The sequence below is a fragment of the Pseudomonas sp. SJZ131 genome (genome assembly GCF_007828705.1).
In the GTDB taxonomy this organism is placed as follows: domain Bacteria; phylum Pseudomonadota; class Gammaproteobacteria; order Pseudomonadales; family Pseudomonadaceae; genus Aquipseudomonas; species Aquipseudomonas prosekii.
In genome coordinates, this window is record NZ_VIVC01000003.1 from 112,348 (window position 1) to 139,333 (window position 26,986).

Below are 26,986 nucleotides of genomic sequence, written 5' to 3' on the forward strand. Positions count from 1 at the left end.
TGTTCGAATGAGGGAGAGTCTGGCGGCGGCGTGTGAGGGTTTTATGGGGAAAATGTGGAGAGTGTGTGGAGACTCATCCACATAACCCTGTAGGAGTGAGCCTGCTCGCGATGGGCCGCACTCGGTCTAAACCAGGCGCAACATCACCTCAACCCCACCCTCAACGTTGCCCACACTCATGTCCCCACCGTGCAACTTGACCACTTCTTCAACGAAGTTAAGCCCCAACCCGGTACTTTTGCGCCCACTGTCCGGCCTCGGCAATGAGTAAAAACGCTCGGTCAATCGCGGCAACGCGTAATCGGGAATCGCCTCGGTCTGGTTGAACAGTTTGAATTCGACATGTGCCCCTGCCCTGCCGGCGCTAAAGCGCAACACGCCGCCCACCGGGGTGAAATCCAGCGCATTTTCCAGCAGGTTGCCGAATGCCTGACGCAACAAAAACGGTTCGCCGATCACGCTCAGGTCCTGTGCAATCGCTTGTTCGACGCGCAACTGTTTGCCTTCAATGCGCGCCGTTTGCGCCGCCAGCACTTGCTCGACCAGCGTCGCCAGCGGCACCGCGACCCGTTGCTCCAGACCTTGGCGCTGCTCGACCAGCGCCAGATTGAGCAAGCGCTCGATCAACTGCTGCATTCGCGCACTTTCGCTCTCGATGTTGCTGACGAAACGTTGCTGCTGCGCCAACGGCATCTCGTCTTGCAGCAGCTCCGCCGCACCGCGAATCGCCGCCAACGGACTTTTCAATTCATGGGTCAAGGTGTGCACGTAGCGCTCGACGTAAGCCTTGCCTTCGAGTTGCGTGCGCATCTGTTCGACGGCGCTCGCCAGTTGCTCGAGTTCGCCGCCGCGATAATGCGGCACCTCGACCCGCCGCCCTTCGCTGACGGCTTGCGCGTAAGCGGTCAAGCGCCGTAGCGCGGCGCTCAACCACCACGACAGCACGCCGCCGAACAGCAGACCCAGGACAATCATCCCGGCGCCGTAAGCGATCAACCGCCGCTCCGTGCGATCGACGTAGGGCTGCAGCGAACTGTTGGGTTTGGCCACGGTGACCACGCCGATGATCTTGCCGTTGTCGCGGATCGGCGCGCCGACGTGCATCACTGATGTGGTCGCATCCTCTGCAATGCTGCGGGTTGAGCGCGCGCCGTATTCGCCGCGCAGGGTCAGGTAAACGTCGTTCCAGCGTGAGTAATCCTGGCCGAGCGCGACACCGCTGGAATCCAGCACCACGATGCCTTTGGCGTCGGTGACGTAGATGCGGTGGCTGACCTGATTTTTCGGCAAGCCCCAGATGTTCGCCTTCGGTTCGCGCTCGCCGTAGGCCTTGAGCAATTGCGGCCAGCGGTTCTGGTTGAGCGTGCCGGCCTTGAAATCGTCGCGCAGGATTTCTGCCATCAGGTTGGCGGTATCCACCAGCGTTTCTTCAGTGGATTGGCGCACGCCGGGGCGCACTTCCTGCATCACGGTGTTGAGCACAAAGTAGCCGGTCAGGCCGATGAACAGCACATAAACCAGGAAAATCCGGATTCCCAACGGCATCAGCTGTGTCCCGGGCTGTAGCTGTAGCCGAGGCCGCGATGGGTCTGGATCGGCTCGGCCTCGGCGCGCACCTGGCGCAATTTGGCGCGCACGCTTTTGATGTGGCTGTCGATGCTGCGCTCGTAACCGGCATCGGCCGGCACGCCCAGCGCGTCGAGCAATTGTTCGCGGCTGAAGACCCGTTCGGGTTGTTCGAGCAGGCATTGCAGGAGGCGGAATTCGTGGCGGGTAAGGCTCAACAACTGGCCGCGATAGCTGATCTGCACACGTTCGTTGTCGATGCGAAACAGCATTGGGGTTGGGGTTGGGGCTGGGGCTTGAGTTGAAGTTGAAGTTGAAGTTGCCGCGACCTCGGCCACCGCGCGCGGCGCCATGCGTTTGAGGATCGCGCGGACCCGCGCCGCGACTTCGCGTGGGCTGAACGGCTTGACCACGTAATCGTCGGCGCCGATCTCCAGGCCCACCACCCGGTCAATCTCGGCGTCGCGAGCGCTGAGGAAAATCACCGGCACTTCGCTGAAACGGCGCAGTTGCTTGCAGGTTTCGAAGCCGCTGATATCGGGCAGGCCGATGTCGAGGATGATCAGGTCGGCCGGGGTCTCGCGCTGATGCTCCAGCGCGGCGGCGCCGAGGCTCAACCAGGTGGTGGTGAAGCCTTCGCCCTGCAAGGCAAAAATCAACGTATCGGCAATGGCCGCTTCGTCTTCGACAATCAGGATATGAGGCATGGCATCCGAGCCCAACAGTTAAGTTGCGCAACGGTGGCGCAAGCCTCGCATCGCGTCAATCAGCAGTCGGGTTTGTCGGCGGTGTAACGGCGTGCCGGGTTCACGGCGGCGTTGAATTCGCGCAAGGCCTTGGCGCCGATCAGCAGCGGGTAATTGAAGCTGCTGCGGTCGGTAAGGTTGACCTCGACCGTGCGCTTGACGTTGCCCAGGCACAGTTCCAGATCGACCACCGGGCGCTTGGTCGGCGCGGCTTCGTCCTTGTCGTCTTCATCTTCTTCGGAGCGTGCCTTGATCTTGCTGATGCGGGCGATCTTGTGTTCGTAGACCTTGTTGCTCGCCTCTTTGGTGGCGAGGCGGAAGCGCACCCACTCATCGCCATCGCGGGTGAACATTTCGATGTCCTTGGCCGACAGCGACGCGGTCAGGGCGCCGGTGTCCATTTTCGCCTTGAGGACTTCACCGCCGATTTCCGGCAGCGCGATGTATTCGTAACGCCCGTACAGGGTCGGCTCGGCGGCCATGACCGGCAGGGCCACGAGGGTCAGCAGTGCAAGGAGGGATTTCACGTGATGGGCTTCCTAGGGAAATGGAGGGCGCAGAGACCGAATTCTAGACCGCAAAAACCAGCGATAGTTAGGCTGCCGCTGCCTTGTGGCGGGAGAGCTCGCCACAGGGATCTTCATGAGGCGCGAAGCATAACCGTTGAAAGGTGAAACATTCGTCGATGCGGATTTGGCCTGCCGCCCGAAGCTGCTTATCATGGCGCGCCCAACCGTTTTCAAGAGTTACTTATGCGCCGCCTGCTCACCGGCTGTTTCGTTACCCTGCTGCTGTTGCTCAACACCTTGGTCCTGATCGGGCCGCTGATGGTGTTTGCCCTGCTGAAACTGATCGTGCCCAAGCGTTACCGCGTGTACCCCTCGACGGCGGTGATGTGGATCGCCGAGACCTGGGCGGAAATCGACAAGCTGATTTTCAAGCTGTGCATTCCCACCGAGTGGGACATTCGCGGCGGCGGCGACTTGCGCAGCGACACCTCTTATCTGGTGATCAGCAACCATCAATCCTGGGTTGATATTCCGGCGCTGATCCAGGCGTTGAACCGGCGCACGCCGTTCTTCAAATTCTTCCTCAAGAAAGAACTGATCTGGGTGCCATTCCTCGGGCTCGCCTGGTGGGCGCTGGATTACCCGTTCATGAAGCGCTACACCAAGGCGTTTCTGGCGAAGAATCCTGAACTGGCGGGCAAGGACCTGGAGATCACCAAAGCCGCGTGCGAGCTGTACAAAAGCCAACCGGTGACCGTGGTCAATTACCTGGAAGGCACGCGATTTACCCCGGCAAAAAGCACCCAGCAGCAATCACCCTTCAGTCATTTGCTCAAACCCAAGGCGGGCGGCGTGGCGTTTGTATTGGCGGCGATGGGCGAACAGCTGGACGCAATTCTCGATGTCACGGTGGTGTATCCGCAGCAACGAATTCCGGGGTTCTGGGATTTGATCAGCGGCAATGTGCCGAAGGTGATCATCGACATCCAGACCCGCGAACTCGACCCGGCGTTGTGGCGTGGCGATTACGAAAACGATCCGCAATTTCGCCAGACGGTCCAGAACTGGGTCAACCAGCTCTGGATCGAGAAAGACCGGCGCATCGCCGAATTGCGCGACGAGCGCCGTTGAATCAGCTGCCGGTGCCGGCGCCGGTGCCCCAGATGCTGCCCAGATTGCCAAGCAGCGAACCGCCGACGCCCTGCTGACCGAGGTATTGCAGAATCACCGGGGCAAATTGGCCGATCATGCCGCTGTCCATGCCCAGCGCGCTGAAGGCGTTGTTCAGGTCGTTGGTGTCTTTGACGTTGCCCAAGGCGTTTTCCAGCCCTGCGGATTTGCCCGACGAGCCGAGCAAACCGCTCAGCGCCGCCAGATTGCCGCTGCCGCCAGAGAGCTTGTCGATGCCCGGCACTTCTTTGGCCAATTGCGAATAGTCGGTGCTGCTCAACTTATTCTTCGCCAGGCCCAGCATCGCACTGGTGCCGCCGACCGCTTGTTGCGGGGTGACGTCCAGCGCACTCAGGGCGCTCAACAGGCCGGCCGTTTCCGACGTCGGCGCCGCAGCGGCCGCGCTGTCATTGCCCTTCATGCCGGAAATGGCATTGGCCGCGTCATTCAGGTTGAACTGGGCGAAGACCGGACTGGCCGCCAGACTCATGAGCGTAGCCAATGCAAAACCGCGTGAAATCTTCATCAGGAGAACCTCTGTTGGGCAAAAACCGTCCGCCATGTTGGCCAGCAATAAGCCACGGCGAAAAACTGTGCGTTGGACTGGCGGGTCGGGGGATTGTTCCCATCTGCACAACTGACTGAACTCTGTGGCGAGGGGGTTTTGCTGTTTTGCTCATGAAAACGGCGACCCGAAGGTCGCCGTTGTGGATTGCGTGAAGCCTTAGGCCGCGCTGAACAATTTGTGCGGATCGATCACAAACTTCTTCGGCACACCGGCATCAAACTCGCCGTAACCGCGTGGCGCGTCGTCGAGGCTGATGACTTCGACGCCGACGATGTCAGCAATCTTGATGCGATCCCACATGATCGCCTGCATCAACTGACGGTTGTACTTCATCACAGGCGTCTGGCCGGTGTGGAAGCTGTGGGATTTGGCCCAGCCCAGACCGAAGCGAATGCTCAGGCTGCCCATTTTCGCGGCGGCGTCCACGGCACCTGGATCTTCGGTGACGTAGAGGCCCGGAATGCCGATTTTGCCGGCGACACGGACCACGCCCATCAGCGAGTTGAGCACAGTGGCCGGAGCCTCGTGTTTCACGCCGTCATGGCCGTGGCCGCGCGCTTCGAAGCCCACCGCGTCGACCGCGCAATCCACTTCCGGCTCGCCCAGCAGAGCGGCGATTTGTTCGTGCAGCGGGGTGTCCAGCGACAGGTCGGCGATTTCGAAACCCTGCGCTTTGGCGTGGGCCAGGCGCACGGGATTGACGTCGCCGATGATCACCACCGCCGCGCCCAACAGGCGAGCGGAAGCGGCAGCGGCCAGACCGACCGGACCCGCGCCGGCAATGTACACGGTGCTGCCAGGGCCAACGCCAGCGGTAACGGCGCCGTGGTAACCGGTCGGGAGGATGTCGGAGAGGCAAGTCAGGTCGCGGATTTTTTCCATCGCGCGGTCGCGGTCCGGCAGTTTCAGCAGGTTGAAATCGGCGTATGGCACCAGCGCGTATTCCGCCTGGCCGCCGGTCCAGTCGCCCATGTCGACGTAACCGTAAGCGCCGCCGGGACGGGCCGGGTTGACGCTCAGGCAGACGCCGGTGTGCATTTCTTTGCAGGAACGGCAGCGCCCGCAAGCCACGTTGAACGGCACCGACACCAGATCGCCGATTTGCAGGTTCTCGACGTCGCTGCCCTTCTCGATCACTTCACCGGTAATTTCATGGCCCAGCACCAGACCGGTTTGCGCCGTGGTACGACCGCGCACCATGTGCTGATCGGAGCCACAGATATTGGTGGAAACCACGCGCAGGATGACCGCGTGATTGATCTTCCTGCCACGCGGATCCTGCATTTTCGGATAGTCGATTTTCTGTACTTCGACCTTGCCAGCGCCGAGATACACCACACCACGATTGCCAGACATGCTTTCACCTCGCTGTTGTTTTTATGTAGCGGTCGCGTCGCCAGGGAGCGGCGGCGCGTTGATTGCTCTTGGTGTTGATTGCTCTGGGTTGTGCTTGTGTCTTTGTCTTGTGTTGTTTGTTGTGGCCTCTTCGCGGGCAAGCCTCGCTCCTACAGGATTGAGGTTGTTCCCATTATTGCGGCTCGCCTCACCCCTGTAGGAGCGAGGCTTGCCCGCGAAGGCGATCTAAAGAACGACGGTGCGATTGGCGTTCAAAAACACTCGCCGCTCAATGTGATAACCAACCGCCCGCGCCAGCGTCAGCCCTTCGATATCGCGCCCCTTGGCGATCAGGTCTTCCGGGTAATGACTGTGGTCCACGGCCTCGACGCCCTGGGCAATGATCGGCCCTTCGTCCAGATCGTTGTTGATGTAATGCGCCGTCGCCCCGACCAGTTTCACGCCTTTGTTATAAGCCTGGTGATACGGCTTGGCGCCCTTGAAACCCGGCAGCAGCGAGTGGTGAATGTTGATCGCCTTGCCATCGAGCTTGCGGCACAGCTCGGGCGAGAGAACCTGCATGTAGCGCGCGAGGATCACCAGTTCCGCGCCGGATTCTTCGATCACTTGCCACACTTGACGCTCTTGCGACGGTTTGTCGTTGGGGTCGAGTGGGAAATGGTAGTACGGAATCTGGTGCCAGTCGGCGAGCGGTTTGAGGTCCGGGTGGTTGGACACCACGGCGGCCACGTCCATCGATAACTGGCCGATGCGCTGGCGGTAGAGCAAGTCGTTGAGGCAGTGATCGGCCTTGGAAACCATGATCACCACTTTTGGCCGGTAGTTCGGCGCCGTCAGTTCGAAGATCATGCCGAAACTGGCGCCGCGTTCTTCGAGGCCGGCGCGGAAGGCTTGTTCGTCGAAGCCGTCGGGCTGACGGAATTCCACGCGAATGAAAAACCGACCCGAGAGCCGGTCATCGAAGGAATGGTGCTCGGTGACGTAGCAACCCTGCTCAAACAAAAAGCGCGTCACCGCGTCCACGGTGCCGAGCACGCTGGGGCAGTCGGCAGTCAGAATCCATGTGTCTGGGGCGCGGCTCATAGTGCGGTGACTCCTGTTCATTGTGCGGGGTGTCAGGGAAATCCCCCCCTCACCCTAGCCCTCTCCCCAAAGGGGCGAGGGGACTGACCGAGTTGTTCCTGGAGCTACATCGACCTGAAATACCGAGTTGAACTCAGGCTCAAAAAAGCAGTTTCGAGTCGAACACCAATAGCGATAACACTGGAAATCGGCCCCCTTTCTCCCTCTCCCCAGAGGGGCGGATGGACCGAGTTGAACTCAGGCTCTTCAAAAGCGATTTCAAGCCGAACACAACTAGCGATAACACTAGAGATCTGCCCCCTTTCCCCCTCTCCCCTCTGGGGAGAGGGTTGGGGTGAGGGGTCGATCTAAAGCCAGCCTCAATATCGAGGCCAACTCAAACTGCTTTAAGCCTGAACACTCAACCCGTATTCCGCCGCCGCATCCTGCAGCCACAACCACCAATAATCCGAAAAGCTGCGGCGGATCAGCAGTTCCCAAGTGTCTTCAGCTGTGTGGCGAATCACCAGTTGCGACTTGGCGAACACCGTGCCGACGGCTTTGCCCACGGGGAAGCTGTTCGGGTGCACGTCGTAGCTGGTGGATTTCATCAGCACCTGGCGCACGTTCGGGCCGCTCAATTCGAGGATCTGCTGGCCGCCGCTGACGTTGACGATCTGGATGTGCAGGTCGCCCAGCGCTTCACGGAGTTTTTGCTCGGCGGCGAATTCTTCGCCGCTCGGCACGATCAGCAGCCACTCGTCCGGGCCCATCCATTGCAGGCTGGTTTCACCCTTGATGATGACGGCCAGCGCGCCGGGCAATTCGATGCCCAAGGCTTTGTGCACACCTTCACTGAACGCCGGATCGTGGCCATCGCCACGAATCGTCAGGTGACCGAGGAGTTTTTTCTCTCGCACGATCACACCGGCGCTTTTACGGCCCTTGCCCACCAGGCTGGCGAGGTCGGCATGATGCAGCGACGACTCGGCTTTGGCCCCGGTGGTCGGGCGTTGTTGGTAAACATTGGCTGCGGTCATAAAGCACCTTTCCTGAATTCGTACGACACACCTGTGGGAGCAAGGCTTGCCCGCGATTGGGGCGAAGCAGTTCGGCTGATACGCCGCGTCATCGTTCATCGCGGGCAAGCCTTGCTCCTACAGGGTCTGTGTGGTTACACGTTCTGGCGATCACCTTTCGGGTCGAAGAACACCGAAGAAACAATCTCAGCCTCGATCACGCTGCCATCCGCCAGCGGCGCAAAAACCCGCTCGCCGATGCGCTTCAAGCCGCCCTTGACCACGCCCATGGCAAACGAATAGCCCAAGGAGTTGTGCAAGTAGCTGGAGGTGACGTGGCCAACCATCGTCATCGGAATCGTCTGCTTGGTGTTGAACACCAGTTGCGCGCCTTCCGGCAGCCATTGCGTCGGATCGATCGGCTTCAAACCGACCAATTGTTTGCGCTGCTCACGCACACAATCTTCGCGATTCATCCCGCGCTGGCCGATCCACGAGAACGCTTTGGTGCGACCGACACACCAACCCATGTTCAGGTCGTCCGGGGTCATCGAGCCGTCGGTGTCCTGGCCGACGATGATGAAACCCTTCTCGGCCCGCAGCACGTGCATGGTCTCGGTGCCGTACGGCGTCAAGTTGTACTGCTTGCCGGCCTCGACGATTTTCTCCAGCACGCCCATCGCATAGTCGGCCTGCACGTTGACTTCGTACGACAGCTCACCGGTAAACGAAATCCGGAACACCCGCGCCGGCACACCGCCAACCAGGCCTTCTTTCCAGGTCATGAACGGGAACGCTTCGTTGCTCAGGTCGATGTCGGTGACTTCGCTGAGCAGCTTGCGGCTGTTCGGCCCGGACAGGGTCATGGTTGCCCAGTGATCGGTCACGGACGTGAAGTACACCTTCAAGTCTGGCCATTCGGTCTGTTGGTAGATTTCCAGCCACTGCAGCACGCGCGCCGCGCCGCCGGTGGTGGTGGTCATGACGAAATGGTTGTCGGCCAAACATGCAGTCACGCCATCGTCGAAGACCATGCCGTCTTCTTTGCACATCAGACCGTAACGCGCCTTGCCGACGTCGAGTTTGGTCCAGGCGTTGGTGTAGATGCGGTTGAGAAACTCGCGTGCATCCGGGCCTTGAATGTCGATTTTGCCGAGGGTCGAGGCGTCGAGCAGGCCGACGCTGTCGCGCACGGCTTTGCATTCGCGCTTCACTGCCGCGTGCAGGCCTTCACCGTTTTTCGGGAAGTACCAAGGGCGTTTCCACTGGCCGACGTCTTCAAACTCGGCGCCATTTTTCACGTGCCAGTGATGCAGCGCGGTGTGCCGGACCGGTTCGAAAATGTGCCCACAGTGACGACCGGCCACTGCGCCGAAAGTCACCGGCGTGTAGTTCGGGCGGAACATCGTGGTGCCCATCTGCGGAATGGTCACGTTCAGCGAACGGGCGGCGATGGCCAGGCCGTTGACGTTGCCGAGTTTGCCCTGATCTGTGCCGAAGCCCAGCGCGGTGTAGCGTTTGACGTGCTCGACCGACTCGAAACCTTCACGGGTCGCCAGCTCGATACCGCCCGCAGTGACGTCGTTTTGCAGGTCGACGAATTGCTTCGGCGCACGTGCCGAGTTCTTCTCATGCGGCACCTGGAACAGCGCCAGAGTCGGCTCTTCGTGGCGGCTAAGGGCTTTCGGCAAGGTCGCTTCGACCACCCCGAAACCGGCTTCACTGGCGGCGCGCACGCCGCCCTCAAAACCATCGGCCAGCGAATCGCCGAGGCCGTAGACGCCATTGATGCCGCCTACGCACACGCGTTTCTGCGGTGCTTCGCCCGGTACAAAACCGAGGATGTCTTCACGCCAGGTCGGTTTGCCACCCAAGTGCGAAGCCAAGTGCACCACCGGGCTGTAACCGCCGGAAGTCGCCACCAGATCGCAATCGAGCCATTCGCCCGGACTGGTCACCGCGTGTGCTTTCACATCAATTGCGGCGACGCGTGCAGCGCTGACGCGCTTGGTGCCGCGCACTTCGATCACCGCGCTGCCAGTGAGGATGCGAATGCCTTTGGCACGTGCTTCTTCAACCAACGCGCCGCGCGGGTTGCTGCGCGCGTCGGCGATGGCAACGACTTGCAGGCTGGCGTCGAGCCAATCCAGGGCCACGCGATAGGCGTGATCGTTGTTGGTCGAGAGGACGAGTTTTTTCCCCGGGGCCACGCCGTAACGGCGCACATAAGTGGAAACAGCACCGGCGAGCATGTTGCCCGGCACGTCGTTGTTGCCGTAGACCAGTGGCCGCTCGCAAGCGCCGGTGGCCAGCACCACACGCTTGGCGCGAACCCGGTGAATGCGCTGACGCACCTGGCCAATCGGTGCGCGGTCGCCGAGGTGATCGGTCAGGCGCTCGTGAATGGTCAGGAAGTTGTGGTCGTGATAACCGTTGACCGTGGCGCGCGGCAACAGCAGTACGTCCGGGGTGTTTTTCAGTTCTTCGATAACACTGGCGACCCACTCGATAGCCGGTTTGCCGTCGAGGCTTTCGCGCGAATCAAGCAGGCTGCCGCCGAATTCTTCCTGCTCATCGGCAAGAATCACCCGTGCGCCACTGCGCGCAGCGGCCAATGCAGCGGCCAGACCAGCAGGGCCGGCGCCGACGATCAGCACGTCGCAGTGCTGGTTCATGTAGTCGTAAGTGTCCGGATCGTTCTCGGTCGGCGAGCGGCCAAGCCCGGCAGCCTTGCGAATGTACTTCTCGTAAGTCATCCAGAACGATTGCGGGTACATGAAGGTTTTGTAGTAGAAACCCGGCGGCATCAGCTTGCCGCCGACCTTGCCGAGAATGCCCATCATGTCGTTGTTGACGCTCGGCCAGCCGTTGGTGCTGGTCGCGACCAAACCTTGATAGAGCGCTTGTTGCGTGGCGCGCACGTTGGGAATTTGCGTGGCTTCGGTGGCGCCGATCTGCAGCACCGCGTTCGGCTCTTCGGCGCCGGCAGCAAAGATGCCGCGCGGACGCGAATACTTGAAGCTGCGACCGATGATGTCGACACCGTTGGCAATCAGCGCAGCGGCCAGCGAGTCGCCTTCGAAGCCTTTGTAGGTCTGGCCGTTGAAGGTGAAGCTCAGCACTTTGTTGCGGTCGATCCGTCCACCGTTGGACAGGCGATTGATCTGGCTCATACCTTCTCTCCCAGAGCCGTGGCGGCCGCTTTCGGGCTGTCGGTCTTGTCGGTGAATTGTGGCTTGGCGCCGATCTTGTAGGTTTCCAGAATCTCGTAGGTCACGGTGTTGCGGGTCGCGTTGAAGTACTGGCGGCAACCGGCGGCGTGAATCCACAGTTCGTGGTGCAGGCCGCGCGGGTTATCGCGGAAGAACATGTAGTCGCCCCACTCCTCGTCGGAGCAAGAAGTCGGGTCCAGTGGGCGCGGAATGTGCGCCTGGCCGGATGCATGGAATTCCTCTTCGGAGCGCAGCTCGCCGCAGTGAGGACAGAAGATGTGCAACATAGGAAATTTCTCCTGTTAGTGGGCGACGGCCGCAGCGCCGTGTTCATCGATCAACGCACCGTTGTGGAAACGGTCGATGGAGAAAGGTGCGGCCAATGGGTGCATTTCACCCTTGGCCAGACTCGCGGCAAACACGTTGCCCGAGCCGGGTGTTGCCTTGAAGCCACCGGTGCCCCAACCGCAGTTGAAGAACATGTTCGGCACCGGAGTTTTCGAGATGATCGGGCACGCATCCGGCGTGGTGTCGACGATGCCGCCCCACTGGCGGTTCATGCGTACGCGCGACAACACCGGGAACATTTCGACGATGGCTTGAATGGTGTGCTCGATCACCGGGTACGAACCGCGCTGGCCGTAGCCGTTGTAGCCGTCGATACCGGCGCCGATCACCAGGTCGCCCTTGTCGGACTGGCTGATGTAACCGTGCACCGCGTTGGACATGATCACGCTGTCGATAATCGGCTTGATCGGCTCGGACACCAGCGCCTGCAGCGGGTGGGATTCGATCGGCAGACGGAAACCGGCGAGCTTGGCCATGTGCCCGGAGTTACCGGCCGTGACCACGCCGACACGCTTGGCGCCGATGAAGCCTTTGTTGGTTTCAACGCCGATGCACACGCCGTTTTCCTTGCGGAAACCGATTACTTCGGTCTGCTGAATCAGGTCCACGCCAAGTGCGTCAGCGGCACGGGCGAAACCCCACGCCACGGCATCGTGACGGGCAACGCCGCCGCGACGCTGGACGGTGGCGCCCATCACCGGGTAGCGGGTGTTTTTCGAGCAATCGAGGTACGGAATCTCGTCGGCCACTTGCTTGGCATCGAGCAGCTCGCCGTCGACGCCGTTGAGGCGGTTGGCGCTGACCCGACGCTCGGAATCACGAATGTCTTGCAGGGTGTGGCACAGGTTGTAAACGCCGCGCTGCGAGAACATCACGTTGTAGTTCAAATCCTGGGACAGGCCTTCCCACAGTTTCATCGCGTGTTCGTACAAGTGCGCCGACTCGTCCCACAGATAGTTGGAGCGGACGATAGTGGTGTTGCGCGCAGTGTTGCCGCCGCCCAGCCAGCCTTTCTCGACCACGGCGACGTTGGTGATGCCGTGCTCTTTGGCCAGGTAGTAAGCCGTGGCGAGACCATGCCCGCCACCGCCGACGATGACCACGTCATAGACCTTTTTCGGGGTCGGCGTGCGCCACATCTTCTGCCAGTTTTCGTGATGGCTGAGGGAGTGTTTGAAGAGGCCGAAGCCTGAGTAGCGTTGCATAGTCATTTACTCCAAAACCGCTCAGCGATAAACCGGGAAGTCTGCGCACAGGGCCGACACTTGCTGCGCGACATTGGCCTCGACGTCGGCATCGCCGAGGTTGTCGAGGATGTCGCAGATCCAGCCGGCCAGCGTCACGCACTGGCTGACCTTGAAACCGCGCGTGGTCACCGCCGGGGTGCCGATGCGCAGGCCCGAGGTCACGAACGGCGACTGCGGGTCGTTCGGCACGGCGTTTTTGTTGACGGTGATGTGGGCGCGGCCGAGCGCGGCGTCCGCCTCTTTGCCGGTGAGGCCCTGACGGATCAGGCTGACCAGAAACAGGTGGTTGTCGGTGCCACCGGACACCACGTCATAACCGCGCTCGATGAACACGCCGGCCATCGCCTGGGCATTGTCGATCACTTGTTGTTGATAGGCTTTGAAACCCGGCTCCAGCGCTTCCTTGAAGCACACCGCTTTACCGGCAATCACGTGCATCAACGGGCCGCCCTGACCACCGGGGAACACCGCCGCGTTGAATTTCTTTTCCAGTGCTTCGTTGGCCTTGGCGAGGATCAGACCGCCACGTGGCCCGCGCAGGGTTTTGTGGGTAGTGGTGGTGACGACGTCGGCATACGGCAGCGGGTTCGGGTACAAACCAGCGGCGACCAGACCGGCAACGTGAGCCATGTCGACGAAGAAATACGCGCCGACCTTGTCTGCAATCTGGCGAAAGCGCGGGAAGTCCAACGTCTTCGAATACGCCGAGAACCCGGCGATGATCATTTTCGGTTGGTGCTCGACCGCCAGACGCTCGACTTCGTCGTAGTCGATCAGCCCGGTTGTGGTGTCGATGCCGTACTGCACGGCGTTGTAGAGCTTGCCGGAAAAGCTCACTTTGGCGCCGTGGGTCAAGTGACCGCCGTGGGCCAGGCTCATGCCCAGCACGGTGTCGCCGGCGTTGAGCAATGCGAGGTAAACCGCCGCGTTGGCCTGGCTGCCGGAGTGCGGCTGGACGTTGGCGTAATCGGCGCCGAACAGTTGCTTGGCGCGTTCGATGGCCAGCGCTTCGACCTTGTCGACGTGCTCGCAGCCGCCGTAGTAGCGCTTGCCCGGATAACCTTCGGCGTATTTGTTGGTCAGGCCGCTGCCCTGCGCTTGCATGACGCGTTTGCTGGTGTAGTTCTCTGACGCGATCAGTTCGATGTGATCTTCCTGGCGTTGCTCCTCGGCATTCATCGCCGCCAGCAGTGCATCGTCGTAGCCCTTGATCTGGTCTTGCTTGCTGAACATCGCGTCTCTCCCAGCGGCATCTATGCGCCATTCGTCTCGGTAAGGCCCTGGCAATTTCGGCAGTGCCCTTTGATGCGATGGTATGACCGGCGCAGACAGGCCAAATGCCTACGGACGCCACGCAAAGGTGCGTTTACGACATGCGCTGAAATGGCTGGCGCGGCAGATCACCAAACCACAGAGATCCCTGTAGGAGTGAGCCTGCTCGCGATAGCGGTAGGCCAGGCAACATTGATGTTGGCTGTAAGGGCCTCATCGATAGGAGGCTCGCTCCTACAGGGTTATGCGACGAGCTTGCGGATGAGTAACAGCAGCAAAAAATGCAGCGGATACAGCGCATACGCCCAGCGCCGCATCGGTGGCGGCTTGACGCTTTTGGCGTGTCGCAACAAGAACACTCCCAGCGCTGGCGCAATCAGGCAAATCACCAAACCGCCAATCGCCGTGCCGTTGCCCCAACGCGCCGCGCTGTACAGCACTTGCCATTGGTTGGCCGCCAGACAGACGATCCCCGGCAACAGGCTGAAATACCATGGCCGGCGAAACACCAGGAGCATCGCCAGCGGCAGCAGCACGCCGAAAAACCCGAACATCAGCCGCTCGCTGAACAACGCCGCGATCACCGCCGCGCCCACCGCCAACAAGCGCGATTGCAGCGTCGGTTGCCGCCAGCCGCGCGCGACCATCAGACCGAGGACCAGGGTCGGCATCACGTTTAACGTGTCGGGATCAGGAATAAACAGTCGATAGGGGATTTCGCTGATCGCGCTGAACAGCAGCAACCAGCCGAGATAACGCCACTGGCTGGTGGCGGCCGCCGCGTTGACCCGCGCCAGATTCGCCGCCATCGCCAGGCAAAACCATGGAAACGCCAGCCGCCCCGGCACATACAGGAAATCGACGGAATAACCGACATATCGCAGGTGATCGAGCACCATGCTCATCAGCGCTAGCCACTTGAGCAGGTCCAGCGCGCCGTCCCTTTGCGTCATGTGCATAATTGCCCGTCAATTGTGTAATTTTCTGACAGCATCATCGCGTGTGCTCCCCGGACGATCTTCGGTAAAGTGCGCACCATCATTGACCCCGAGGCCCTTCACCATAAGGGCCTTGCACACGGAATCAGGCCATGACCGATAAGAGCCAACAATTTGCCAGCGACAACTATTCCGGTATCTGCCCTGAAGCCTGGGCCGCCATGGAACAGGCCAACCACGGCCACCAGCGCGCTTACGGCGACGATGAATGGACCGCACGCGCGTCCGACGATTTCCGCAAATTGTTCGAAACCGACTGCGAAGTGTTTTTCGCCTTCAACGGCACTGCCGCCAACTCGCTGGCCCTGTCGTCGTTGTGCCAGAGTTACCACAGCGTGATCTGCTCGGAAACTGCCCACGTCGAAACCGACGAATGCGGCGCTCCGGAATTCTTTTCCAACGGCTCGAAACTGCTGGTCGCGCGCACTGAAAACGGCAAGCTGACCCCGGAATCGATCCGCGAAGTCGCGCTCAAGCGCCAGGACATCCACTACCCGAAACCGCGCGTGGTCACGCTGACCCAGGCCACCGAAGTCGGCAGCGTCTACACCCCGGAAGAAATCCGCGCGATCAGCGTCACTTGCAAAGAACTCGGTTTGAACCTGCACATGGACGGCGCGCGTTTCTCCAACGCCTGCGCTTTTCTCGGCTGCACGCCGGCGGATCTGACCTGGAAGGCTGGCGTTGATGTGCTGTGCTTCGGCGGCACGAAAAACGGCATGGCGGTGGGCGAAGCGATTCTGTTCTTCAACCATAAACTGGCGGAAGACTTCGACTATCGCTGCAAACAGGCCGGGCAACTGGCGTCGAAAATGCGTTTTCTCTCGGCGCCGTGGGTTGGGATTCTGGAAAACCACGCCTGGCTGAAATACGCGAAACACGCTAACCGTTGCGCGCAATTGCTTGCCGAACTGGTCAGCGATATTCAAGGCGTGGAATTGATGTTCCCGGTGCAGGCCAACGGCGTATTCCTGCAACTCTCGGAACCGGCAATTGCCGCCCTCACCGCCAAGGGCTGGCGCTTCTACACCTTCATCGGCAACGGCGGCGCGCGCTTCATGTGCTCATGGGACACCGAAGAAGAACGCGTACGTGAATTGGCGGCGGATATCCGCGAAGTCATGTCCCGCTGAGCCCTGCCCTGCCGGACTTGAATCAGGATGAGGAGGTTTTGCGCGAAAGTGGAGTGACGGATTTCGAGGGGTATCGGTTTGAACCGGGCGCCACCGACAAACTGATGCCGGACCTGTTTGTCGATTGAGGGATTTGTAGTGTCAGTTGGGTCCACCCCTCACCCTAACCCTCTCCCCAAAGGGGCGAGGGGACTGACCGAGGTGCTCTTGGAGCTACGTCGACCTGAAAAACCGAGTCGAACTCAGGCTTTGAATCGCCTCGGTACTTGAAATCCAGAGTCAAACTCAGGCTTCGAAAACAACGAAGATCTGCTCCCTTTCCCCCTCTCCCCTCTGGGGAGAGGGGACTGACCGAGGTGCTCTTAGAGCTACGTCGACCTGAAAAACCGAGTCGAACTCAGGCTTCGAAAACAACAAAGATCTGCTCCCTTTCCCCCTCTCCCCTCTGGGGAGAGGGTTGGGGTGAGGGGTGTTTCTCGAAGTTAACCAATCATCAGAACTCAATCCGCACATCGCCCTTCGGCACGCTGCAGCAGGACAAGATGTAACCCTCGGCTTCGTCTTCTTCGGTGATCCCGCCGTTGTGTTCCATTTCAACTTCGCCGCCCAGTTTCAGCACTTTGCAGGTGCCGCAAATGCCCATGCCGCAGGCTTTCGGGATCAGCAGGCCGAGCTTGGCGGCGGCCGCGTGCACGGTTTCGCCCGGCGCCACGCGAATGCTTTTGCCCGAAGAGATGAACTCCACTTGATGCAGGTCCGCCAGATCGACTTCCGGCGCATCCGCAGCGATTTCTGCCTGTTCCACCGCATCGGCGCGGGCCTCCGGTGGGGTCGCGCCGAAAGATTCTTCGTGATACCGCGACATATCAAAACCGACCGCTTCGAGCATGCGTTTGACCGCGTTCATGTACGGCGTCGGGCCGCAGCAGAAGACTTCGCGCTCCAGGAAATCCGGCGCCATCAGTTCGAGCATCTTGTGGTTCAGATAACCGCGATAGCCGGCCCACGGCTCGCCCAGACCGTGCTTCTCGCAGATCAGGTGCAGGCTGAAGTTGTCGATCCGCGACGCCATGTGTTCCAGCTCGCGGTGGTAAATGATGTCTTTCGGTGAACGGGCGCTGTGGATAAACACCATGTCGACATTGCCGTTGGTGTCGTAAAACCAGCGCGCCATCGACATCACCGGCGTGATGCCGACGCCGCCGCTGAGGTAGAGCACTTTCGGCGCGGTGAAATCCATCGCGTTGAACAGCCCGACCGGCCCGTGCACCGCCAGCTCCTGGCCCTCGTGCAAAGTGTCGTGCAACCAGTTGGAAACCTTGCCGCCGGGCACGCGTTTGATCGTCACCGAAAAGCTGTACGGCACCGATGGCGAACTGGAGATGGTGTAGGAGCGCATGATCGGCACGCCGTCGATTTCCAGCTCCAGGGTGACGAACTGCCCCGGCTTGAAGAAAAACAAGATCGGCTGATCGGCCATAAAGCAGAAGGTGCGCACGTCCCAGGTTTCCTGGATGACTTTGACGCAACGGACGATGTGTCGACCATTGGCCCAGGTCTGGGTGGTAACCGGATTCAGGAAGCTGTTGGACATGCTGTTCTCCGTAGCCGTGTGTCGGCCTTCTGTTGGCGATTCTGCGTATAGCGCGAGCCGCCCATTTACCTATCTGCGACATTCACATACTTATCGCGACCAGCCCGCAACTACCGGGGGTTGCGCGTCGGGAACAGATTGGGCCATGTCGCCCATGGATAAGGTTCTGGTGTGCGCCGGCCCCACACTCGCCCCATACCCATACACATTCCTTACACCTTCAATTGACACCTTGCGTCGCAACCCTGATTAGCCACTTTCGCCGGCCACACAGAATGGCCTTGAGGATCAAATCGATGGACGTCACCGCAAAAATCAGCTTGGGCGATCCGCTGGAACCCGCACGCAAGGCCACTGCGCAGATGCTGCAAGAGCGCGAGCGCACTTTCTCGCTGCCGCAGCCGTTTTACTCTGACGAGCGGCTGTTCGATATCGACATGCAGGAGATTTTCCAGAAAGAGTGGTTGATCGCCGGCATGACCTGCGAGATCCCGAGCAAGGGCAACTACCTGACGCTGCAAATCGGCAAGAACCCGATCATCGTGATTCGCGGTGCCGAAGGCGTGGTGCATGCGTTCCACAACGTCTGCCGCCACCGCGGTTCGCGGCTGTGCACCAGCGACAAAGGCAAGGTCGCCAAACTGGTCTGCCATTACCACCAGTGGACCTACGAACTTGACGGCCGCCTGCTGTTCGCCGGCACCGAAATGGGCGCCGATTTCGACATGAAGCAGTACGGCCTCAAACCGGTGAACGTGAAAACCGCTGGCGGCTACATCTTCATCAGCCTGGCCGAGAATCCGCCGGCGATTGATGACTTCCTGTCGACGCTGAACCATTACATGGAACCGTACGACATGGAGAACACCAAGGTGGCCATCACCACCACCCTGGTGGAAAAAGCCAATTGGAAACTGGTGCTGGAAAACAACCGCGAGTGCTACCACTGCAACGCCTCGCACCCGGAACTGCTGAAAACCCTGCTGGAATGGGACGACGTCACCGACCCGCGCGCCGATCAGGCATTCAAGGATCACGTCGCCGCGTCCGCCGCCGCGTGGGACGCCGAGAAAATCCCTTACGCCCACGCCAGTTTCGGCCTGCGCAACCGCATCGTGCGCATGCCGCTGCTCAAGGGCACCGTGTCGATGACCCTCGACGGCAAACAGGGCTGCGCGAAACTGATGGGCCGGATCAAAAACCCGGACCTCGGCTCGATGCGCATCCTGCACCTGCCGCATTCGTGGAACCACTGCATGGGCGACCACATCATCGTCTTCACCGTGTGGCCGATCAGCGCGCAGGAAACCGTGGTCACCACCAAATGGATCGTGCACAAGGACGCGGTTGAAGGCGTCGATTACGACGTTGACCGCATGCGTCAGGTCTGGGACGCGACCAACGATCAGGACCGGCGCCTGGCCGAAGAGAACCAGCGCGGGATCAACTCGACGGCTTATCAGCCAGGGCCTTATTCCAAGACGTACGAGTTCGGCGTGGTGAATTTCGTCGATTGGTACAGCGAGCGGTTGCTGAACAATCTTGGCGCCGAGCCTGCGGCCTACCTCAAAGGAGTGCCGGTTCAAGGCTGATTGCTCAGACAGCGGTTCCAACCATCAACGACAAAGGGCGCTCAGCGCCCTTTGTCAGTTATGTCGTTTCAGATATCCACACTGTCCAGAAACTGTCGAGTGCCTGTATCAAGTTCGATTCCGGCAGGCGCGAGAGTGGCTGGAACAAGCATTATATTTTCTCGGATATTGGTTTCGCCCAGTTTGTCGATGATTTGCTGGCGAATGGCCGAATAGTTTGACTCGATCAATTCAGCCTTGAATGAACTGACGCTTACATTGCCCAAAATATCCTTTACTGCAAACTTCTGATTAAACAAATCCGCTTCGACCGACTCAAGCGTTTTGAAGTAAATACTGCAAACGGACAATCGACTGCCGCTGTGAACAACGCTGAGTTGCAGATTAATGACCGATATTGTCGACGGCACCGGCGGTACTTTTTCATCCATCTCGAATTCAACGTGGGTTTTGCTATTGTACAAAAGCGCAGGCGCACTGGACTCAGGCAGTTCCAGCCAAAGACCAATTCCCTCCTCAATGCAATCCACCAAGTTGGTATCCAGCGTCTTGAAAAATGTCGCCTGCAAAATCTTCATCAGGGTTAACGAGCGAATCAGCGGTGGCACAGGGTAGCTGATCGTATTGGAGTTGGTTATTTGCCAGAATACTTTCCCCAACGAGTTGCGATACATATCCAGCCAGACCGCAGGGTCAATAAAACGTGATGTCAGTTTTTTATCAGCAGCCAACTGGCATAACAGATTGGAATTGACAACATCCTGCACAACAGTGGCGTTCGTTACCGAAGGCGCAGCGACCAGCAAATTACCTGATACGATGTAAGTTTCGGCGGCAGGCAAGCTCATGGCGAATCATCCTTGAATAATGATGACGCGAAGAAGACAAACCCGGCACCTGCGTGCCGGGTTCGCATCAGGACAATTAAATATCCAGGTCTTTGACAAAGTTTTTGGCGTTATCACCCAGCTTGTCGATAACGGCCTGGCGAACCTGTTTGTACACCGATTCGTTCAGGACAATCTGTTGCGCCGCCCGGTACATCCGGGACGATGATGAACTCCAGTGCCAGAACAGGAAGCTGCCGGACTGCACCGTCGTCGTCGCGTTAACGCACGTCAGCACCATAATCACGTTACCGCCGGTGTCCTGCGCCACCGGCAGGATCTGGAAGGTGCCGGTGCCGCTCTTGGTGCTGCTGTTGTCGAAGAGTTTCAGCGCGCCTTGATTATTCGGATTGGATTTCAATGCCTCGAACGTTTGCGCCACCACTAGATACAGGGCTGACTCGGGAGCCACCACCTGTGCGAGAACTTCCAGCACCACTTGGTCCATCGTTACATCGGTATTCTTTGGCTGATAATCGGAATAAGCACTTGATACACGACCCCAGCCCAGGTTCGCCAGACCTTCGGTATAAAATTTGAACCACTCCTGCTTCTGCGAATCCGGATCAAACTTTTTGTCAGCCGCCAGTTGCATCAACAATGTGCTGTTCTGCACATCGTCGCGGGCTTGATCAGTAAGCCCTGACACAAAAGAAACCACACTGCCTTTGACCACCGCCGCGCCATTCTCATCGGCACTGGCCCGCACCACTGCCGATCTTTCGCGAGAACTTACTGCGGCTGGCGCTTCTGGAATTTCAAGTTTCGAGATCCAGGCCAGACGTTCTACATGGCTTTCGATAACACTCATGACAATGCTCCATATTGTTAAGAAGTTAATTACACGATTGGCTGCCACCGCCGAGCTGACTGTTTTTACAGATCAGTCGCACACGCAATAACGTGAACGCTGGTAGGCGTCATTATCCATTCATAAACGCAGCGAATCCCGCCATTGATGCAACGGCAGATTTGGATTTAATCCAGTCGAAGAAGATATCGGTTATAGCGCGGCAGACAAACGAGGGTCGTGCGGTAAGTTTCCATGATCTCTCTCCTTGAGAAATGCGAGTACGCAATGGTATTCCGTCCAGTGCTTTTTGCCAGTGACAGTTAAGTCTTGAAGCCCACATGTGTCAATGTGCCTTTATAGACTTATAAGGAGTTACCTGATGAATTTTCAGGGCCATTGGCGATAACTTACAAAGGGGGGCTTGGTTGCTATTGCTCAAGCGTGTTCTGGCGGACTGACGTGGACGGGATGCGGAAGCGCTTTAGAACTGTACGAAATTTGATCTATTGCGTTTGGGACTATACGTAGCGTGGTTTTCGGGGTTTAGCGAACAAGTTATCCACAAGCCCACCCACAGGTATTGGGGACAACTGAGGATGCTAGCGAAAAATGGCAGTTAAATAGTGAATAAAAACCGTGACTTATTCGGAAGTACCCTTTGAGAGCGGGATTGGTTGTTTTTTGATCGAAAGGTTGCAGGGCACGATCTGTATGGCCTGCAGGGGATGGCGAACATGTTATCCACAGAAGGGCTAACAGAGTTTGGGGGCAACTTTAGCTGGGCTGTGGAAAACCGCAAATTGCGGCGGCAAATCCGGGGTTGGGGTGGATTTTCAGTGGGAAAAGGCTAAATTGGTTGTTTTTTGATCAATCGCGTGAAAGGCCTGATTTATATGGCGTGCAGCGGACAGCGAACATCTTATCCACAGAAGCGCCAACAGAGATTGGGGGCAAGTGTGGATGAGCGCGTCGAGTTATCCCACGAAAAAAGTCAGGAAAAACCGCGAGTTAGGCTGGTTGTTTTTTGTACGAGAGGCTGCAGGGCTTGAAGCATAAGGGCTGCGGCGAAGCGCGAACACCTTATCCACAGATGCGCTAACAGGGATTGTGCATAAACGCGCTACCACGCAAGTTCCTGTGGGTATACATGGAATCTGTGACCGACGAAATTCCTGTGGGAGCTGAGCTTGCTCGCGATGGCGGCAGGTCAGGCGATATGGATGTTGGATGTCAGTCCGTCATCGCGAGCAGGCTCACTCCTACTGGGGATGGCGGGTGTACATGGAATCTGTGACCGACGAAATTCCTGTGGGAGCTGAGCTTGCTCGCGATGGCGGTGGGTCAGGCGCCATCAATGCTGGATGAGATGGCCCCTTCGCGAGCAAGCTTTGCTCCCACAGGGGTTTTCGGTGGTCACAAATTTTGTGTACACCCACCCGTTCTGTGGGAGCTGAGCTTGCTCGCGAAAGCGGTGGGTCAGGCGACATCGGTGTTGGATGTTGGTCCGTCATCGCGAGCAGGCTCACTCCTACTGGGGATGGCGGGTGTACATGGAATCTGTGACCAACGGAATTCCTGTAGGAGCTGAGCTTGCTCGCGAAAGCGGTGGGTCAGGCGACATCGATGTTGGATGTAGGTCCGTCATCGCGAGCAGGCTCACTCCTACTGGGGATGGCGGGTGTACATGGAATCTGTGAACGACACAATTCCTGTGGGAGCCGAGCTTGCTCGCGATGGCGGTGGGTCAGGCGCCATCAATGCTGGATGAGATGGCCCCTTCGCGAGCAAGCTTTGCTCCTACAGCGGTTTTCGGTGGTCACAAATTTTGTGTACACCCACCGGCCCTGTGGGAGCTGAGCTTGCTCGCGATGGCGGTGGTTCAGGCGCCATTAATGCTGGATGGGATGGCCCCTTCGCGAGCAAGCTCAGCTCCTACAGGTTTTGTGCGGGTTTAGCGAACTACGCCTTCTTCGATCAGCAATTTCAGAATTGCCTCGGCACCTGCCTGCGCGGTCACGCCTTTGAGCACTTGGCCGCCGCCACCGCTGGCTTTGGCCGTCGCGGCTTTCATCCGGTCGGCGCCGCTTTTGGCTTTGATCACTTTCAAACGTTTCGGCCGTGGTTTCGCCGCTTGCAGCGTGGCAACGCTGAGCAATTGATCATCGACAACCTCGACCTCGTCCGCTTCCAGCACCCCACGCCGCGCCGGGCCGTAGGCGCTTTGCCGAGGTTTCGGCGCGGCGTTATCCACAGTCGCGAGAAACGGCAAGCGCACTTTCAAGCGACGCCGCTGACCGCGCGGCAACGCTTGCAGTACCAGCGCCGAACCGCCGTCGATGGATTCAACCTGGGCCAGCCCCACCACCAGCGGCCAGCCAAGGCTTTCGGCGAGCAGGAACGGCAACATGCCCGAGCCCTCGCCGGTTTCAGCCTGGCTGCCAGTGAGCACCACTTGCGCCCCGGCCTCACGCAAATACGCGCTCAACGCCGGCAGCGCGTCGGCGCCGTCCGGTTGCTCAAGCACGTGCAATTGCGCCAGACCCATGCCCAGATAAGCGCGCAACGCCGGTTCCGCGACGTCGCCGGCATGCAGCACTTGCAGGTTATCCCCAGCCAATTGCAGACCCAGCTCCACCGCGCGCGCATCCTGCTCGGCGCGGCGCGGGCGACCGGAGGTCGGGTGGGCGCCGATGGACACCAGGCTGATGACTTTTGTACTCATGGTCCGTTCCTTCCCTTAAGCCGCATCGCGCTTGGCGTCGTTGCGGTAAGCCGCTACCGCGTCGATCAAGGCTTGCAGGATCTCGGCGCTCTCACCGATCACCGACAGATCGGCCCGTTTGATCATGTCGCAGCCCGGATCAAGGTTGATCGCCACCACTTTGTCGCAGGCGCCGATGCCTTGCAGGTGCTGAATCGCCCCGGAAATCCCCACCGCCACATATACCCGCGCAGTGACCCAAGTGCCGGACGCGCCGACCTGGCGGTCACGCGCCATGAAGCCATCGTCCACCGCCACCCGCGACGCGCCTTCAGTGGCGCCCAAGGCTGCGGCGGTGTTGTGGAAAAGTGTCCAGTCCTTGACCCCGTTGCCGCCGGAGAAGATGAACTCGGCTTCGGCCATCGGAATCGCCGCCGGGTCCACCGCGACGGCACCCAGATCTTCGATACGCGACAAACTGCGCGCCACGCTTGTGGATAACTCCACCGGCAACGCTTCATGGCGGGTTTCGCTGACCGGATCCGCGCATTCGGCGGCACCCAGAATCAACCGCGCGACCGGCCGCGCAAGGTCTTGCAGCCCAGCGCCAGCGCGGCCGATGCATTGCTCATCCTTGACCTGCCAGACCCGCGTGGCCGGGCGTTCGCCCAGTGCGGCAGCAAAGCGTCGACCGAGTTCGCCACCGCCGCTGCGACTGTCCGGCAGCAACCAATGACGCGGATTGAACTGGTTATCCACAGCCCGCAAGCCCTGCACGCGTTGCTCCGGTGCATAACCGTTGAATTCCTCACCATCGAGCACCAGCAAACGATCGACACCCGCCGTGGTGAAGGCGTTTTCCTTGTGTTCGCCGAAGACCACCGCCAACACCGCGCCGTCCTTGCCGGCCAACTGATGCGCGAGGCCCAGCAGATCGCGGTCGTGGCTGCTCAAGCGGCCGCCGACCATGTCCGGCACCACGCTGATGTAAAACGCCGGAGCCGGCACTTGATGCAGCGGCAGTTGCACTTCTACGGCGGCCGAACGTTTGGTCGCCCCGCCCTGCTGTGCGCCGCTGCGGTCGATGCGCTTGATCCCGTTCGGCCCGATAAAACCGATGCCGTGCAGGTTCTTGCGGATAACCCCGTTCGGCCCCATCCAGCTGTGTTGCGCCGGTTGCATCGCCGCGTGCAGCGGGTGCAAGCGGTTACGCGCAATCCATTCGGCGCGCGGGTCGCGGCGGATAATGTCGCTCATCAGTGGGCCTCCGCAGGTTCACGTTTGGCCGGAGTGGCGGGTTTGCTCGGTGCCTGGTCTTCGAGCAGGGCATCGGCCACCAGTTCGGCAATGTCTTTGATCAGCGGCCGCGGTTCGACCACACCCTCAAGCATCGCGGTGCATTGCGGGCAACCCACGGCCACCAGTTCGGCGCCGGTTTCGCGGATGTCGTCCATGCGCATGTCGGGGATCCGCTGCTTGCCCGGAATGTCGGTGATCGGCGCGCCGCCACCGCCACCGCAGCAACGCGAGCGGTAACCGGAACGCTGCATCTCTTTGACTTCGATCCCGAGCGCGCGCAGCACTTCGCGCGGCGCCTCGTATTCGCCGTTGTAACGGCCGAGGTAGCACGGATCGTGGTAAGTCACGCTGGCGCCTTTGTGCTGGCCGAGATTCAGTGCGCCAGCGCCAATGATTTCCGCCATGTAGGTGCTGTGATGCTGCACCAGGTAGTGGCCGTCGAAGGCGCCGTACTCGTTTTTCAGCACATGGAAACTGTGCGGATCGCAGGTGACGATGCGGTTGAAGCTGTACTTGGCGAGGGTCTGAATGTTGCGTTTGGCCAACAACTGAAACGTCGCTTCGTCGCCCAGACGTCGGGCCACGTCGCCGCTGTCGCGCTCCTCCAGACCGAGCACGGCGAAGTCGACTTTGGCCGCTTTCAGCACTTTGACGAAAGCGCGCAAGGTGCGCTGGTTGCGCATGTCGAACGCGCCGTCGCCAACCCAGAACAGCACGTCGACGGATTTTTTCTCGCTCATCAAATTCAGGTTCAGATCCGCCGCCCAGTTCATCCGCCCGCCTGGCGCAAAACCGCCCGGGTTGTCGGTGGCGATCAGGTTTTCGAGGACTTCGGCGCCCTTGTTCGGCGTCGCGCCGCGCTCCAGTGTGAGGTGGCGGCGCATGTCGACGATGGCATCGACGTGCTCGATCATCATCGGGCATTCCTCGACGCAGGCGCGGCACGTGGTGCACGACCACAGGGTTTCGGCATCGACCAGACCGTTGACGATCGGTTGATGGGGATTGCCTGCGTGTTCGCCGATCGGTTTGCCGGGATACGGGCTACCGGCGAAGTTTGCATCGGTGCCACCGGCGAGGCCGACGACCATGTCTTGAATGAGTTTTTTCGGGTTCAGCGGTTGGCCGGCGGCGAACGCCGGGCACGCCGCTTCGCACTTGCCGCACTGCACACAGGCGTCGAAACCGAGCAGTTGGTTCCAGGTGAAATCCTTGGGTTTTTCCACGCCCAGCGGCGCGTTTGGGTCGCTCAGGTCCAGTGGTTTCAGACCGGTCGAGCGACCGCCGCCAAAGCGTTCGGCGCGACGGTGCCAGGCCAGGTGCAGGGCGCCGGCGAAGGCGTGCTTCATCGGCCCGCCCCAGGTCATGCCGAGGAACAGTTCGCAGACACCCCAAAGCACGCCGAAGCCGAGGATCGCCGCGACCACCCAGCCACCAAAGTTTTGCGGAAGGATCCCGGCGACCGGCAGGGTCAGCAGGAAGAAGCTCGCCGAGAATGCCAACAGGCTTTTCGGCAAACGCATCCACGGTCCTTTGGACAGACGCGCGGGAGGATTGCGCCGGCGCAAGAACATGAAAATCGCGCCGACGAACATCACCGCCGAAGCGATCAACAGGGCGAAACCGAGGATGCGGTTTTGCAGGCCGAAACCGTAAACCAGCAGCGCCAGCACAATCGACGCCACCGCGCCGCCGGCCGTCGCGACGTGGGTGTTGGCGATGTATTTGTCGCGCGCGACGACGTGGTGCAAGTCGACCATGTAGCGCTTGGGCATGGCGAGCAGGCCGCCGAGCAAATCGACCTTCGAGGCTCGGCCCCGACGCCACATGTTCATCCGCCGCAACGCGCCGAGGACAGCCAGGCCCAGGGCAGCGAACAACAGGATTGGAAGAAGGGTGTTCAACATGGTGAAG

21 protein-coding genes and 1 pseudogene are annotated in these 26,986 nt (G+C 59.9%); 4 read left to right on the plus strand and 18 right to left on the minus strand.

The window, feature by feature from the left end:
* Positions 1-126 precede the first annotated feature (126 nt).
* Genes creC through FBY12_RS14685 form a run of 3 tightly spaced genes read right to left on the minus strand, consistent with a single transcriptional unit; the run spans position 127 to position 2,839 of the window.
* Positions 127-1,545 (minus strand): two-component system sensor histidine kinase CreC, encoded by a 1,419-nt coding sequence (creC, locus tag FBY12_RS14675; RefSeq protein WP_145253450.1) that lies wholly within the window; start codon positions 1,543-1,545, stop codon positions 127-129.
* Positions 1,545-2,273: a two-component system response regulator CreB gene (creB, locus tag FBY12_RS14680; RefSeq protein ID WP_145253452.1), complete on the minus strand. Its 729-nt coding sequence runs from the start codon at positions 2,271-2,273 to the stop codon at positions 1,545-1,547. The genes creC and creB overlap by 1 nt, the downstream gene beginning before the upstream one ends.
* 59 nt (positions 2,274-2,332) lie before the next feature.
* On the minus strand, positions 2,333-2,839 hold the full coding sequence (locus FBY12_RS14685; RefSeq protein ID WP_145253454.1) for an ATP-dependent zinc protease: 507 nt from the start codon (positions 2,837-2,839) through the stop codon (positions 2,333-2,335).
* A 225-nt stretch (positions 2,840-3,064) separates the two neighbouring features.
* Between FBY12_RS14685 and FBY12_RS14690 the strand changes: the two genes are divergently transcribed.
* Positions 3,065-3,952 carry an acyltransferase gene (locus tag FBY12_RS14690; RefSeq protein ID WP_121732453.1) on the plus strand — a complete coding sequence of 296 codons (888 nt, stop codon included), beginning with the start codon at positions 3,065-3,067 and terminating at the stop codon, positions 3,950-3,952.
* Position 3,953: 1 nt separating this feature from the next.
* Here FBY12_RS14690 and FBY12_RS14695 read toward each other — a convergent pair whose 3' ends face one another.
* The 9 genes from FBY12_RS14695 to FBY12_RS14735 all read right to left on the minus strand — a co-directional run bounded on the left by FBY12_RS14695 (position 3,954) and on the right by FBY12_RS14735 (position 15,034).
* Entirely contained in the window at positions 3,954-4,517 is a 564-nt protein-coding gene (locus FBY12_RS14695; protein ID WP_145253456.1) for a DUF2780 domain-containing protein, read from the minus strand.
* 198 nt (positions 4,518-4,715) lie between these two features.
* On the minus strand, positions 4,716-5,915 hold the full coding sequence (gene fdhA / locus FBY12_RS14700; RefSeq protein WP_145253458.1) for a formaldehyde dehydrogenase, glutathione-independent: 1,200 nt from the start codon (positions 5,913-5,915) through the stop codon (positions 4,716-4,718).
* A gap of 225 nt (positions 5,916-6,140) precedes the next feature.
* Positions 6,141-6,998, minus strand: coding sequence for a formyltetrahydrofolate deformylase (gene purU, locus FBY12_RS14705; RefSeq protein WP_101206932.1), 858 nt, complete (start codon positions 6,996-6,998; stop codon positions 6,141-6,143).
* A gap of 386 nt (positions 6,999-7,384) precedes the next feature.
* Positions 7,385-8,017, minus strand: a complete 633-nt coding sequence (locus FBY12_RS14710) for a sarcosine oxidase subunit gamma (protein ID WP_121732450.1) — start codon at positions 8,015-8,017, stop codon at positions 7,385-7,387.
* A 134-nt stretch (positions 8,018-8,151) separates the two neighbouring features.
* Positions 8,152-11,169 (minus strand): sarcosine oxidase subunit alpha, encoded by a 3,018-nt coding sequence (locus FBY12_RS14715; RefSeq protein ID WP_145253460.1) that lies wholly within the window; start codon positions 11,167-11,169, stop codon positions 8,152-8,154.
* Positions 11,166-11,495: a sarcosine oxidase subunit delta gene (locus FBY12_RS14720; RefSeq protein WP_145253462.1), complete on the minus strand. Its 330-nt coding sequence runs from the start codon at positions 11,493-11,495 to the stop codon at positions 11,166-11,168. The genes FBY12_RS14715 and FBY12_RS14720 overlap by 4 nt, the downstream gene beginning before the upstream one ends.
* Positions 11,496-11,510: 15 nt before the next feature.
* A complete protein-coding gene (locus FBY12_RS14725) occupies positions 11,511-12,761 on the minus strand; it encodes a sarcosine oxidase subunit beta (protein WP_007947735.1) in 1,251 nt (416 codons plus the stop codon).
* Positions 12,762-12,782: 21 nt separating this feature from the next.
* Entirely contained in the window at positions 12,783-14,036 is a 1,254-nt protein-coding gene (gene glyA / locus FBY12_RS14730; protein ID WP_145253464.1) for a serine hydroxymethyltransferase, read from the minus strand.
* 281 nt (positions 14,037-14,317) lie between these two features.
* The gene (locus FBY12_RS14735; RefSeq protein ID WP_145253466.1) at positions 14,318-15,034 is read right to left on the minus strand and encodes a TraX family protein; all 717 of its coding nucleotides are present in this window, start codon (positions 15,032-15,034) and stop codon (positions 14,318-14,320) included.
* A 131-nt stretch (positions 15,035-15,165) separates the two neighbouring features.
* Here FBY12_RS14735 and FBY12_RS14740 point away from each other — a divergent pair, with 131 nt between their 5' ends.
* The gene (locus tag FBY12_RS14740; RefSeq protein ID WP_145253468.1) at positions 15,166-16,206 is read left to right on the plus strand and encodes a low specificity L-threonine aldolase; all 1,041 of its coding nucleotides are present in this window, start codon (positions 15,166-15,168) and stop codon (positions 16,204-16,206) included.
* 26 nt (positions 16,207-16,232) lie between these two features.
* A pseudogene (locus tag FBY12_RS27905) lies at positions 16,233-16,334 on the plus strand (short chain dehydrogenase); the annotation flags it as partial.
* Positions 16,335-16,699: 365 nt separating this feature from the next.
* On the opposite strand, the gene gbcB reads toward FBY12_RS27905, so the two are convergent.
* Positions 16,700-17,800, minus strand: a complete 1,101-nt coding sequence (gene gbcB, locus FBY12_RS14750; protein WP_121732445.1) for a glycine-betaine demethylase subunit GbcB — start codon at positions 17,798-17,800, stop codon at positions 16,700-16,702.
* A gap of 296 nt (positions 17,801-18,096) precedes the next feature.
* Here gbcB and gbcA point away from each other — a divergent pair, with 296 nt between their 5' ends.
* Positions 18,097-19,392, plus strand: coding sequence for a glycine-betaine demethylase subunit GbcA (gbcA, locus tag FBY12_RS14755; RefSeq protein WP_145253470.1), 1,296 nt, complete (start codon positions 18,097-18,099; stop codon positions 19,390-19,392).
* A 68-nt stretch (positions 19,393-19,460) separates the two neighbouring features.
* Here the strand turns inward: gbcA and FBY12_RS14760 are convergent, their stop codons facing one another.
* From FBY12_RS14760 to dgcB, 5 genes are all read right to left on the minus strand, one after another.
* On the minus strand, positions 19,461-20,240 hold the full coding sequence (locus FBY12_RS14760) for a hypothetical protein (protein WP_145253472.1): 780 nt from the start codon (positions 20,238-20,240) through the stop codon (positions 19,461-19,463).
* 76 nt (positions 20,241-20,316) lie between these two features.
* A complete protein-coding gene (locus FBY12_RS14765) occupies positions 20,317-21,090 on the minus strand; it encodes a hypothetical protein (protein WP_092277076.1) in 774 nt (257 codons plus the stop codon).
* Positions 21,091-23,023: 1,933 nt separating this feature from the next.
* A complete protein-coding gene (locus FBY12_RS14780) occupies positions 23,024-23,794 on the minus strand; it encodes an electron transfer flavoprotein subunit beta (RefSeq protein WP_121732442.1) in 771 nt (256 codons plus the stop codon).
* A 15-nt stretch (positions 23,795-23,809) separates the two neighbouring features.
* Positions 23,810-25,030, minus strand: a complete 1,221-nt coding sequence (locus FBY12_RS14785) for an electron transfer flavoprotein subunit alpha/FixB family protein (RefSeq protein ID WP_145253478.1) — start codon at positions 25,028-25,030, stop codon at positions 23,810-23,812.
* A complete protein-coding gene (gene dgcB / locus FBY12_RS14790; protein ID WP_145253480.1) occupies positions 25,030-26,979 on the minus strand; it encodes a dimethylglycine demethylation protein DgcB in 1,950 nt (649 codons plus the stop codon). The genes FBY12_RS14785 and dgcB overlap by 1 nt, the downstream gene beginning before the upstream one ends.
* Positions 26,980-26,986 lie beyond the last annotated feature (7 nt).

Bases quoted from the DNA above. Each gene is read 5' to 3' on its own strand.
- FBY12_RS14780 (WP_121732442.1), bottom strand. From the start codon at position 23,794: ATGAGTACAAAAGTCATCAGCCTGGTGTCCATCGGCGCCCACCCGACC.
- FBY12_RS14710 (WP_121732450.1), bottom strand. From the start codon at position 8,017: ATGACCGCAGCCAATGTTTACCAACAACGCCCGACCACCGGGGCCAAA.
- creB (WP_145253452.1), bottom strand. From the start codon at position 2,273: ATGCCTCATATCCTGATTGTCGAAGACGAAGCGGCCATTGCCGATACG.
- FBY12_RS14765 (WP_092277076.1), bottom strand. From the start codon at position 21,090: ATGAGTGTTATCGAAAGCCATGTAGAACGTCTGGCCTGGATCTCGAAA.
- FBY12_RS14735 (WP_145253466.1), bottom strand. From the start codon at position 15,034: ATGCACATGACGCAAAGGGACGGCGCGCTGGACCTGCTCAAGTGGCTA.
- glyA (WP_145253464.1), bottom strand. From the start codon at position 14,036: ATGTTCAGCAAGCAAGACCAGATCAAGGGCTACGACGATGCACTGCTG.
- FBY12_RS14695 (WP_145253456.1), bottom strand. From the start codon at position 4,517: ATGAAGATTTCACGCGGTTTTGCATTGGCTACGCTCATGAGTCTGGCG.
- gbcB (WP_121732445.1), bottom strand. From the start codon at position 17,800: ATGTCCAACAGCTTCCTGAATCCGGTTACCACCCAGACCTGGGCCAAT.
- FBY12_RS14715 (WP_145253460.1), bottom strand. From the start codon at position 11,169: ATGAGCCAGATCAATCGCCTGTCCAACGGTGGACGGATCGACCGCAAC.
- FBY12_RS14785 (WP_145253478.1), bottom strand. From the start codon at position 25,030: ATGAGCGACATTATCCGCCGCGACCCGCGCGCCGAATGGATTGCGCGT.
- fdhA (WP_145253458.1), bottom strand. From the start codon at position 5,915: ATGTCTGGCAATCGTGGTGTGGTGTATCTCGGCGCTGGCAAGGTCGAA.
- FBY12_RS14740 (WP_145253468.1), top strand. From the start codon at position 15,166: ATGACCGATAAGAGCCAACAATTTGCCAGCGACAACTATTCCGGTATC.
- FBY12_RS14725 (WP_007947735.1), bottom strand. From the start codon at position 12,761: ATGCAACGCTACTCAGGCTTCGGCCTCTTCAAACACTCCCTCAGCCAT.
- FBY12_RS14760 (WP_145253472.1), bottom strand. From the start codon at position 20,240: ATGAGCTTGCCTGCCGCCGAAACTTACATCGTATCAGGTAATTTGCTG.
- dgcB (WP_145253480.1), bottom strand. From the start codon at position 26,979: ATGTTGAACACCCTTCTTCCAATCCTGTTGTTCGCTGCCCTGGGCCTG.
- FBY12_RS14690 (WP_121732453.1), top strand. From the start codon at position 3,065: ATGCGCCGCCTGCTCACCGGCTGTTTCGTTACCCTGCTGCTGTTGCTC.
- gbcA (WP_145253470.1), top strand. From the start codon at position 18,097: ATGGACGTCACCGCAAAAATCAGCTTGGGCGATCCGCTGGAACCCGCA.
- FBY12_RS14720 (WP_145253462.1), bottom strand. From the start codon at position 11,495: ATGTTGCACATCTTCTGTCCTCACTGCGGCGAGCTGCGCTCCGAAGAG.
- purU (WP_101206932.1), bottom strand. From the start codon at position 6,998: ATGAGCCGCGCCCCAGACACATGGATTCTGACTGCCGACTGCCCCAGC.
- creC (WP_145253450.1), bottom strand. From the start codon at position 1,545: ATGCCGTTGGGAATCCGGATTTTCCTGGTTTATGTGCTGTTCATCGGC.